We start from the raw sequence: 11,130 nt of genomic DNA on the forward strand, positions 1-11,130 counted from the left end.
GCTTGCTCCCGCGGCGGTCGAGGCGCCCCATGGCAATGGGCAGTTTGCCGAAATACACCAAGGGGCGCTTGGCGAGGTGGCGCACCACTTGCATCACCTTTGGGGATAGTGGCGCTGAACCACCTGCCTTCCGGCGTGCGTTAACGGACGCCGGAAGGCGGTCGGACCATTCAACTTGGTGCCAGCATTTCACCCATCAACGAATGCGGCGGAACGTCCGCACAGGGAGAGGGAGCAATCGTTCGCCGGCCCGGCGGACCGCGATTGGGGACAGGGATTTGTGTGACACCAACAACGGTTTTTGGCGGATCAACAATGTCCGTTGCGGCCTCAGAAGCAACGGAGCGCGCCGGTGAGACCACGCAAGACCGACTATGGAACAGTCATCCTGCACTGGCTGCTCGTCGCCGCTTTTGCGATCGCCCTGGTCAGCGGTCTGCGCATCGCCTCCGAAGCGCCTGAACGCACCTGGATCAATCTGTTCGACGCCGTGCTGCCGCGCGAGAGCGTCTGGACCGCGCACATGCAGGCCGCCGTCGTGCTGTTTGCGGTGTCGGTCGCATACGCGATCTATCTGGTCCGCGCCGGCCTCGGGCGTCGCATCCAGCTGGACTGGATTCGCGTGCGAGGGCTTTTCAGGCGGGGGCAGACAAGGCTGGGCGCGATCAACGTCATCCTCTACTGGATCTTCTTCGTCACCATGCTGACGCTGATCATCAGCGGCGGTTTGCTGTATTTCGGCTATTTCGCCGGTCACGACATGGCAATGGTGCACTGGTACGGGACCTGGGTCATACTGAGCTTTGCCGGACTTCATGTCCTGACGCATTACGCGGTCGGCGGCGCATCGCAGCTGCTTCGCATCTTGCGACCGACGCGTCTTGCACCGCCGCCGCCGCAACTCGATGCGGTCGAGCTATTGACGTTGCTGGTCGAGCAATCGGCGCGGCTGCAACACGACCCCGAACGCGACGGCACGTTGCGAGGCCCGCAGCCGGCGCTGGCGCGCGGAGATCGTCCGCGCGAACGGCCGGCGGTCGGGAATTCGATCGCGCAACGGCCGCCGGCAACATCGCCGCAAGGCCGTGCGTCGAAGCCACGAGACCCGACGCTGCAATCCAACCCTTTCGTGGTCGCATCGGCCGTTGCCATCATCGGCGCCTCGATGATCGTCGCAGCCGACCGCGTGGCCGTCGACCAGCTGCGGGTTCACCGCATCGACAGCGCAGCCGCGCCCGTTCTCGATGGCGACACGTCGGACCGCGCCTGGCGCGACATCCAGCCGTTCTCCCTGATGACCGGCCAGGGAGGGAATTTCGACGGCAAGGGGGAATCGAGGATCGAGATTCGCGCGGTGCACGACGGCACGTGGGCATATTTCCTGTTTACATGGGAAGATCCGACGCGTTCGCTGAAACATCTGCCGCTCGTCAAGGAAGCCGACGGATGGCGCATGCTCCACAACGGCTATGACACCGGGGACGAGCACGAATACAACGAGGACAAGTTTTCGGTGCTGCTGACCACGCTGGATCTGACCCTCGCCGGCGACCGGACTTTCCATGCCAGTCCCCAACCGCTCACCGACGCGCCCGCCACCATGACCGGCCGCGGCCTTCATTACACCTCGGGCGCGACCGACTATGTCGACATCTGGCAATGGAAGGCGACCAGCGGCGGCCCGACCGGATGGATGGACGACGCGCATTTCGGCCCGCCGCTGGAAGCAACCCCCCTGCAGGCGAGCAATGTCGAGCCCTACAAAGGCGGCTTCGCACCCGATCCGGGAGTTGCGAACTACGCGGACAATTTTGTCAGGCAAGCCGGCACCTCAGGCGGCGGCGATCGAACGGTGTTGCCGCGCCGCCTGCCCCGCGTTCTTGCGGCAACCGTCGCTGCAATGGGAGACATCGATCTCGATCCCGATCATGGCGAGAGCGACGCTGCGCGCTGGTTCATGACCGACGCGGAGTCGATACCGTATTCGCCGGAAGAGGATGCCCGCATCCCCATTGGGACCGTGATTCCCGGCGTCGTCATCGCCGGCGAATTCTCCGGCGACCGCGCCGACGTCCGCTGCGCGGCACGCTGGGCTTCCGGTCACTGGGCGCTGGAGGTGGCCCGCCGCATCGACACAAACAGCCGATACGACGTGCCGATCAAGACCGGTACCTTCATGCGGGTCGCGGCGTTCGATCGCAGCCAGATCAGGCATACCCGGCACGTCCGGCCAATTCGTCTCGAGGTGGAATAATGGCGCGGATTTGCAAGGTAAGACTGAACAACGAGCCTTATCTCGCGCGTTGCGGCGACTTGCTGCTCGACTGGGCGTTGACGGCTGGTATTGACCTTCCCCATGACTGCCGCTCCGGGATTTGCGGCGCCTGTCGCGTGCGGCTGGTTGAAGGCAGGGTGTTCGGCGGCCAGACCCGGGGCGATGACATGATCCACGCCTGCCAGGCGCGGATCGTCTCCGACCTTGAGATCGTAACCGAGGCGGTCCCGGAGCAGGTTAGCAGCACGGGGCGCGTGGCCGAAATCGTTCGTCTGGCGCCCGACGTCATCGGCGTCGACCTGGAACTGCAAAAACCGCCGGAATACCTTCCCGGCCAGTATTGCAAGCTGCAGTTCCGCGGATACCCGGCGAGGACCTACAGCCCGACCTATCCGCTGGAGGGGCGCCCGCATGACCGCGTGCTGCATTTTCACGTCCGGCGGTTAGATCACGGAATCGTATCCTCGGCGCTTGGCCGGGAAATCCGCGTCGGGCACCGCGTCAGGCTGACGGGACCGTTCGGCAGCGCTTTCCTGCGGGCAGATCATCCCGGCCGGACCGTCCTCGTCGCCAGCGGCACCGGCTTCGCCCCGATGTGGTCGATCGCGGTCGGCGCGATCATGGAACGCCCGCAACGCGAACTGATATTCGTGGTGGCGGCGCGGACCATCCAGTCGCTGTACATGCATGCCGCGCTGTGCCGCCTTGCGCTGTTTCCGAATGTCAGGATCATTCCCGTCGTATCGGAGCCGCAGAACGTCTCCCACGCCGTTCGTCATGGCCGCCCGACCGATCACTTGCCGAACCTGTCGCCGGACGATGTCGTCTACACCGCCGGCGCGCCGGCCATGACCGATAGCGTGGCACGGATTGCGATGGCCGCGGGCGCCCGCTGTTACACCGACCCCTTCCTGCCGGACGCGAAACCGGCCGAACAGGTTCACCTGATGTCACGCCTGACCGGCTGGTTCAACGAGCCCAAAAGCAGCCCCGTCATGATGCACCCAGGCTCATCCGCGGCGCGGTGAGAAACCCACGGAGACGAGGAGCAGGCTTTATGCTCGCCGTACGCGCAACCGGTGGCAAGGCGATGGAGCGTGGCTCTCCCTCCGCCGGCGTTACCCGGTTTCAGTGGCAATAGGGACCTCTCCGCCACCTCATGGCGCCCGGCTGCCCTGCCCATCCGGGCAGTACCGGAGAGCGCTCGAAACTCCCAAATTGGCGGCAGCCCCAAAGGAGGAGTTTCCGATGTCCGATCCCGCCGCTGTTTCACTTTCCTCGCTGTCTTCCGCCATCGCGGGCGTCGTCGCACAGATCACGCCCGCCATCGTTTCCGTGCATTCGCATCGATCGCGCGCATCCGGCTTCGTCTGGAAGTCCGGGCTGGTCGTGACCGCCGACGAGACGCTGGCCGACGAGGGCGAGGTTTCCGTGCGGCTAGCCAGCGGCGAGGTCGTTCCGGCGACCATCGCCGGGCGCGACCACACCACCGATATCGCCTTGTTGCGGCTGGATACCAGGACCGCCGCGGCGGTGCATTTGACGCGGGAGGTTCCCGTCCTCGGCTCGCTTTCCGTCGTCGTGGCCGCGGATCGCGGCACGCCCACCGCCGCGCTTGGTCTGGTCTCATTGGTCGGCGAACGCTGGCGCAGCCTGCGCGGCGGCGAGATCGACTCCCGGATCGAACTCGACGTCAGAATGCGCCACAACCACCAGGGCGGTCTCGCGCTCGATGCGGCAGGCAAGGCGATCGGCATGGCGGTGCTCGGAGTACGGCGCGTCATCGTGATTCCGGCCGCGACCATCGATCGGGTCGCCGGCAAACTCGAGAGCCATGGCAGGATTGCGCGCGGATATCTCGGGGTCGGCCTTCAGCCGGTGAAACTCGACAATGAGGGGATCGGCGCGATGGTCATGAGTGTGGACAGCGCCGGCCCCTCGGCCGCCGCCGGTCTTCGACAGGGTGACGTGATCGTCAGCTGGAACGGCGAGAAGCTCGCGGGTGTGCGCACCTTGCTGCGCAGGCTCGGCCCCGAAAGCGTCGGTTCGATCGCGGAGGTCGCCGTGAGGCGCGCGGGCGAGCCAGCACTATTCAAGCTGACGATCGGCGAAAGGCCGGAGGCGTGACCGCCGACGCCTCCGCACCCGTCGTGATCGCCGTCGAGATCGCCGATGCCGAGCTCGCCGACCGGCTGACATCGCTGCTCGGCGACATCAGCGGCATCAGACTTGCCATGCCCGGCGAGATGGCGACCGTCGCGATCGTCTCGCGCGGCCCGCAAGGCGCCGTCGAGCCGACCGGAATCGAACTGACGCCGCGCGAGCAGGATGTTCTCGCCCTGCTGGCCGAAGGCGCCTCGAACAAGAGCATCGCGAGGCAACTCGGAATCTCGATTCATACCGCCAAATTCCACGTCGGCTCGCTGCTCGAGAAACTGGACGCCACCGGGCGCACCGATGCCGTGGCGCACGCCGCCAGGCGCGGCGTCATCAACCTGTGAGGTCGAAAATGCCGGATGTCGAACCCGTATCGAAGCGCAACCCGCGGCCCTGACCATTACGGTGTGCGGGCGAACGAGCCCGGGGTATCAGGGTCTCGATGCGAGGATCGAAGACATCAGCGTCAAGGCATGATTATGTCCGTACCCCTGACGGGCAGGTGATCGTATCAAACTACCGGTCATCGGCGCCGGCGGCAGCCAAAACGGCTGGCGATGAAAACCCCGGATATTGAGGCGCCTTGCCAAATTTTGTCGCGATCGGCGCGTAACAGGCTTCGCGGACCATCATGGCATCGCAATGCCGACCTGGCTCGCTCTGGAGGTTGCATGGAACTGAAGGTCAACGGAAAGACGCATCAGCTGGAGATCGAATCCGACATGCCCCTGCTTTGGGCGTTGAGAGACGAGCTTGGGATCACGGGGCCGAAATACGGCTGCGGGATCGCCATGTGTGGTGCCTGCACCGTGCACGTCGATGGCAGGGCGGTGCGATCCTGTTCGCTGCGGGTCGGCGATATCAGCGGCGAAATCACCACGATCGAGGGGCTGGGGTCGCCGGAAGCGATGCACGCCGTGCAGGCGGCATGGGTCGAGCTTCAGGTCGCGCAATGCGGCTACTGCCAACCCGGCCAGATCATGTCGGCGGCTTCGCTGCTCGGCGTCAATGCCGAGCCGACCGACGAAGAGATCGATCGCGCGATGTCGGCCAACCTCTGCCGGTGCGGCACCTATCCGCGGATCCGGCTTGCCGTGAAAGCTGCCGCCGCGAATTTGAGGAAATCCAGATCATGAGCCGCATCGGAACCATTGCGCGCCGCTCTTTCCTGGTCGGCTCGGCGGCGATCGCGGGAGGCGTTGCGTTTGGCTACTATGCCTATAAGCGGTCGCCCGCCAACCCTCTGCTCGACGGGCTCGGCGACGGCGAGACCGCACTGACGCCTTACGTGCGGATCGACCAGAATGGCGTGACGATCATCACCCCGCGGGCCGATCTCGGCCAGGGCGCCTATTCGGTTCAGGCCGCCCTGGTCGCCGAGGAACTGGATCTCGACTGGAACGACATCAAGGTCGATCCGGGTCCACCAAGTGCTGCGTATTACAACGGCAAGGTGCTGGCCGAAGGCTTCCCGATCGCCGCGACCGATGACGGCTTGCTCGCCCGCGGCGCGCGAACCGCGGGCGATGCCGCCGGCAAGTTTCTGGGTCTGCAGATCACGGGGGGTTCTTCCACCGTGCCCGACGCCTATGACAAGATGAGGATCGCCGGCGCGGTGGCCAGAGAGGTGCTGCTATTGGCAGCATCCAGCCAAACCGGTATCGCAAAGGCCGATCTGAGGACCAGGAACGGCGCCGTGATCACGCCGGATGGCAAGTCGTTGAGCTACGCGTCCCTTGCCAGGACCGCGGCGACGATCGAGCCGCCGACAAACGTCAGGCTCAAGCCGGAGGCAGAGTGGCGTTACCTCGGAAAGCCGATGCGGCGCATCGATATCGTGTCCAAATCGACGGGCACCGCGACCTTCGGCATCGACCTCAAGATGCCCGGCATGGTCTATGCGACGGTTCGCAGCAATCCGCGTCTGGGTGGCGGCCTGAAGGGCTACGACGCCAACGGCGCCGAGAAGTCGAAGGGCGTTATCAGGATCGTGCCTGTCGCCGGCGGCGTCGGCGTGATCGCCGACAACACCTGGCGCGCTTTTCGGGCCGCCAGCCTGATCAAGTTCGATTGGGGTCCCGCGCCGTATCCGGCGACCTCGGCGGCCATGTTCGAGACAGTTGCAGGTTCCTTCATCCCGGGTCGCCAGGACAGCCAGCTCAAGAACGAAGGCGACGTCGAGAGCGCGCTGAAGGGAGCCAATGTCATCGAGGCCGAATACAGGATTCCTTACCTCGCGCATGCGCCGCTCGAACCGATGAACGCGATGGTCCAGCTCAAGGACGGGCGCCTGGACATCTGGACCGGCACGCAAATTCCGCGCTTCGTGGTCGCAAGCGCCGCGGCCATCACCGGGCTGCAACCTGCCAACATTCATCTCCATGCCCAGATCTCCGGCGGCAGCTTCGGCCGGCGGCTGGAAGATGATTACGTCCGCCAGGCCGTCGAACTCGCCAAAGCTTTTCAGGGCCGGCCTGTCAAGATGACCTGGACGCGGGAGGAAGACATGACCCATGACTTCCCGCGGCCGCTCGGCATGGCCCGCATGCGCGGTGCCGTGAAGGATGGAAAGGTAGAAGCCTACGATCTCGGCATCGCCTGCCCGTCGGTCACAGCCTCGCAGACCGGCCGGCTGAACATGTCGCTGCCCGGACCGGACACTGCAATTGTGGCCGGCGCCTGGGATCAACCATTCAGGATTCCGCATTATCGCGTGACCGGTTATCGTGTCCCCGAATTGGTGCCGGTGAGTTCGTGGCGCTCGGTCGGAGCCTCCGGCAACGGGTTCCTGCACGATGGCTTCCTCGACGAACTGATCCACGCCGCGGGCGCCGATCCGCTGAAGGAGCGGCTGCGGCTGTGCTGGCACGAGCCCTCGCGGAAAGTTCTCGAGGCGGTGGGCGAGATGTCGAACTGGGGCAGCGATCCCGGCAAGGATCGCGGTCGTGGCGTGGCTTTCACGCTTTCGTTCGGGGTGCCGGTGGCCGAAGTGGTCGAAGTCACCAATACGCCCAAGGGCATCAGGATCGACAAGGTGTTTGTCGCCGTCGATGTCGGGAAGGTGCTGGACCCGCAGAATCTTGAAAGTCAGATCCAGGGCGGCGTGATCTGGGGACTGGGCCATGCCATGAATGCCGAGCTGACCTATGCCGACGGGATCGCCCAGCAGACGAACTACCATGCCTTCGAAGGCATGCGGCTTTACCAGACGCCGAGGATCGAGATTCGCGCGCTCACCAGCGCCAGCGCGATTCGCGGCATCGGAGAGCCCAGTGTCCCGCCCGCCGCTCCGGCCCTCGCCAATGCCATTTTCGCCGCCACCGGCAAACGCATCCGCGAACTGCCGCTGAACAAACACATCCAGTTCGCCTGACGGGAGAAAGTATGGGCTGGTTCACTGGGGGTGGGCTCCCGGACGTGACGCGAGCCGGCCCCCTATCCGGCGAGCCAGCTGGTCGCGTACCTGAGGCAGTGGGACGCGGCAGGCGCCCCGTGTCCTGCAAATAAGGCAGCGCGATGCGAGCTTCGCAGCCACAAGCGGAGCCTCTGCATCGCCAAACCTCTCAATCGCTTGATCTCCCTCAACCCCAAACTCCTTGCGAGCGCGCATAAAGCTTCCGCCCTTTGAACTTGGTGAGGCATGCGATGCCCGAACTCCCGACGCTGTCGATTTCGCCCGAAAAAGCGTTCTTCATTGCCGCCAAGGCTCGCCAATTCGACGTCAAGGATGGCCTGACCGACCCAGGATCGGGCTCCAATGCGAGCGACGACGGCATGCGTTCTGTGCTGGAGGACCGGACCGACGATCCGGTTCGTTCTGAACTGACAAGCTTTATCCACGATTTGAACGAGGACGAGCAGATCGATCTTGTCGCCCTCACCTGGCTCGGGCGCGGCGACGGAGACATCGAAAACTGGGATGAAATTCGCGCCGAAGCCGCCCGCGCGCACAACACGCGAACCGCCAGATATCTGTTGGGAATGCCGATGCTGGCCGATCACCTGGAAGAAGCGCTTTCGAAATTCGGCCGCTCTGCGCAAGAGTTCGAGGAACTGCTCTGAACAGGCAAGCCTTTGCTTCAGTGGGGAAACCGATGCCCTACCGCATCAATGCCGATCTTCCAGCATCGGTCCGCGACCACCTTCCGCCCCATGCGCAGGACATCTATCGGGCTGCGTTCAACCACGCCTTCGCAGCCCATGCGGGAGACAGCCGGCAGGAAGAAATCGCGCACCGCATCGCGTGGGCGGCTGTGAAGCGGTCTTATGTCAAGGACGACGACCATTGGGTGGCGCGTGACCTCCGATAGGAAGGCGGACTTCACGGCGCGCCGCTTCCAGACAAGTTCCGATACGCCATCGGATGCAGTGCGCTTTTGATTTGGGTCAATCGTCTCGGTCTTTGTCCAGCATTGAGTCTCGCACACTCGAAGAGTTAGAGTGAGAGTTATCAAGATGCCCCGGATGGACAGCGATTCGGACCTGCGCATGATGCGGCGCTGCACAGCATTGGCCGGCTCCTCGGTCAGCGAGCGGGAATATCCGTTCGCAGCCGTTATCGCGCGCAGCGGTGCCTTGGTGTGTGAGTCGACCAACAGGGTTCGCCGAGACCGCGACGTCAACAGCCACGCGGAAATTGTCGCTATTTCCACCGCGCAGCGGATCCACGGCGCGGATTTGTCGGATTGCACGATATATTCGATCGTCGAACCTTGCGCTCAATGCTCCTATGCCATTCGCGAGACCCGGATTGGACGGGTCGTCTATGGCCTTCGATCGCCGCTGATGGGTGGGCATTCCCGCTGGGATATCCTTTCAGATGCGAACCTCTCAGCCGCCTTGCCTGAAGTTTTTCTGCCGGCCCCAGAGATCGTCTCCGGCTTCTTGCAGAAAGAGGTTGAAGCCGTCTTCCATAACTGGAATCCGCTGATTTGGCAGGTGATCAAGGCGAGGGGCGTATTCGTCGGTGTTGGCGACGGCGGCGGCGCCCGGGTGTCTCGTGCGCGCAGCTTCGCCGCCGGCCTGGTGGGGCTTCTACGAAATCGCCTGATTGATCGAGCAAGGCAGATATGAGCCGACATAGCACGACCGATTGATGTATCCATCGCTCGGTGCCAAGGTCTGGCGCATGCGCGAACTTTGATCCCCTCTGAAAATCCTCATGTCGACGCGAGAGATATGATGCCCACCAAAGACCCCATCAACTGGATGCTGTCCGACGCCATCGAGACGCTTGCCCGCGCCGAGCGCCTGCACCAGCAATTCCTCAATCTCCAGCCGTGGACCAGTGCGCGCGAGCCGAGCTGGGAGCCGCCGATCGACGTGCTGGAGACCGAGCACGATTTGCTGATCCTGATCGCGCTGCCGGGTGTCGATCCCGGCGAGGTCGAAGCCTTGATCGACAAGGGGACACTCATTGTCAGCGGACGCCGCGTGCTGCCCCCGGAACTTCGCAGCGCCCGAATTCTCCGCCTCGAACTGCCGCAGGGACGGTTCGAGCGCCGTATTCCGCTGCCATCCGGTCGCTACACGGTGAGCCGCTTCGCGGCAAACGGCTGTGTCGGCTTGCGCCTCACCAAATCCAGCTGAGGAGAGGCTCGATGTCGCCGCCCAACGAAGCAGCCTCCGCGCCGACTTCATTCGCCGATCAACCGCCTTCAATTCCCGCGGACGCGCTGATCATTGTACCAGTGCGCAACACCGTTTTGCTTCCCGGCGTTGTGATCCCGATCACCATCGGACGGGCGAGTTCGATCGCCGCGGCACAGCAGGCCGTGCGCGAGCAGCGGCAGATCGGCCTTCTGCTGCAGCGCGATCCGGAGTTGAGCGAACCGGGGCCGGACGATCTCTATCGTGTCGGCACCGTGGCCAATATCGTGCGCTATATTACCGGACCGGATGGTAGTCATCACATCGTCTGCCAGGGCGTGCAGCGGATGCGGGTGCTTGAATTTCTGCCGGGCGCGCCTTTTCTGGCGGCCCGCGTTCTTCATATACCGGAACCCACGACTAGTTCGCCGGAAATCGAGGCCCGCTTTCTGAATTTGCAACGGCAGGCCATCGAAGCAGCACAACTGCTTCCGCAAGCTCCGCAGGAATTGATCGCCGTTCTGCAAGGAACCACCTCGCCTTCGACGCTGGCTGATCTTGCGACGTCCTACATGGACATCAAGCCGCAGGAGAAACAGGAGATCCTCGAAACCGTCGACCTTGCGCTTCGCATGGACAAGGCTTCGCGGCATTTGGCCGAGCGTATCGAAGTGCTCCGGCTCAGCCATGAAATCGGACAACAGACAAAGGCCGCTTTCGACGAGCGTCAGCGCGAGGCGATCCTTCGCGAGCAGATGGCGGCCATTCAGCGCCAGCTCGGGGAAGGCGACGGAAAGACGCAGGAGGTGGCGGAACTGAACGAGGCTATCGCAAAGGCCAGGATGCCGCTCGAAGCGGAAAGCCAGGCGCGAAAGGAAGTTCGCCGCTACGAGCGGATGCCGGAGGGCGCTGCCGAGGCAGGCATGATTCGAAGTTATCTCGACTGGCTGACTGATCTGCCCTGGAGCCTGTCCGAAGAGAAACCGATCGACATCGCCGAAGCGAGACGAATTCTTGACGAGGATCACTACGGTCTGGAGAAGATCAAGACCCGGATCATCGAATATCTTGCGGTGCGGAAGCTGGCGCCGGACGGCAAGGCGCCGATC

11 protein-coding genes are annotated in these 11,130 nt (G+C 63.9%); all 11 read left to right on the forward strand.

All coding sequences use genetic code 11. From position 1 onward, the window contains the following. Window positions 1–352 precede the first annotated feature (352 nt). Window positions 353–2,254 carry an ethylbenzene dehydrogenase-related protein gene (locus tag WCE35_RS14490; protein ID WP_424594027.1) on the forward strand — a complete coding sequence of 634 codons (1,902 nt, stop codon included), beginning with the start codon at window positions 353–355 and terminating at the stop codon, window positions 2,252–2,254. Continuing rightward, window positions 2,254–3,303 (forward strand): 2Fe-2S iron-sulfur cluster-binding protein, encoded by a 1,050-nt coding sequence (locus WCE35_RS14495; protein ID WP_424594028.1) that lies wholly within the window; start codon window positions 2,254–2,256, stop codon window positions 3,301–3,303. The genes WCE35_RS14490 and WCE35_RS14495 overlap by 1 nt, the downstream gene beginning before the upstream one ends. 220 nt (window positions 3,304–3,523) lie before the next feature. Then, a complete protein-coding gene (locus tag WCE35_RS14500) occupies window positions 3,524–4,402 on the forward strand; it encodes a S1C family serine protease (RefSeq protein ID WP_424594029.1) in 879 nt (292 codons plus the stop codon). Then, complete coding sequence (locus WCE35_RS14505; RefSeq protein WP_424594030.1) at window positions 4,399–4,776, forward strand: response regulator transcription factor; 378 nt, start codon at window positions 4,399–4,401, stop codon at window positions 4,774–4,776. Before WCE35_RS14500 ends, WCE35_RS14505 begins: the two co-directional genes overlap by 4 nt. 327 nt (window positions 4,777–5,103) lie before the next feature. Continuing rightward, on the forward strand, window positions 5,104–5,568 hold the full coding sequence (locus tag WCE35_RS14510; protein ID WP_424594031.1) for a (2Fe-2S)-binding protein: 465 nt from the start codon (window positions 5,104–5,106) through the stop codon (window positions 5,566–5,568). Continuing rightward, window positions 5,565–7,805: a molybdopterin cofactor-binding domain-containing protein gene (locus WCE35_RS14515; RefSeq protein WP_424594032.1), complete on the forward strand. Its 2,241-nt coding sequence runs from the start codon at window positions 5,565–5,567 to the stop codon at window positions 7,803–7,805. Before WCE35_RS14510 ends, WCE35_RS14515 begins: the two co-directional genes overlap by 4 nt. Window positions 7,806–8,077: 272 nt before the next feature. Continuing rightward, the gene (locus tag WCE35_RS14520; protein WP_424594033.1) at window positions 8,078–8,494 is read left to right on the forward strand and encodes a DUF3775 domain-containing protein; all 417 of its coding nucleotides are present in this window, start codon (window positions 8,078–8,080) and stop codon (window positions 8,492–8,494) included. A 32-nt stretch (window positions 8,495–8,526) separates the two neighbouring features. After that, window positions 8,527–8,742, forward strand: coding sequence for a ChaB family protein (locus WCE35_RS14525; protein ID WP_424594034.1), 216 nt, complete (start codon window positions 8,527–8,529; stop codon window positions 8,740–8,742). Window positions 8,743–8,896: 154 nt separating this feature from the next. Continuing rightward, window positions 8,897–9,505 carry a nucleoside deaminase gene (locus WCE35_RS14530; protein ID WP_424594035.1) on the forward strand — a complete coding sequence of 203 codons (609 nt, stop codon included), beginning with the start codon at window positions 8,897–8,899 and terminating at the stop codon, window positions 9,503–9,505. A 108-nt stretch (window positions 9,506–9,613) separates the two neighbouring features. After that, on the forward strand, window positions 9,614–10,021 hold the full coding sequence (locus WCE35_RS14535) for an Hsp20/alpha crystallin family protein (protein WP_424594036.1): 408 nt from the start codon (window positions 9,614–9,616) through the stop codon (window positions 10,019–10,021). A gap of 11 nt (window positions 10,022–10,032) precedes the next feature. After that, window positions 10,033–11,130: LON peptidase substrate-binding domain-containing protein (locus WCE35_RS14540; protein ID WP_424594037.1), on the forward strand; the 1,098-nt coding region annotated here is incomplete at its 3' end.

Origin of the sequence: Bradyrhizobium sp., from assembly GCF_049691595.1 — a bacterium.
In the GTDB taxonomy this organism is placed as follows: domain Bacteria; phylum Pseudomonadota; class Alphaproteobacteria; order Rhizobiales; family Xanthobacteraceae; genus Bradyrhizobium.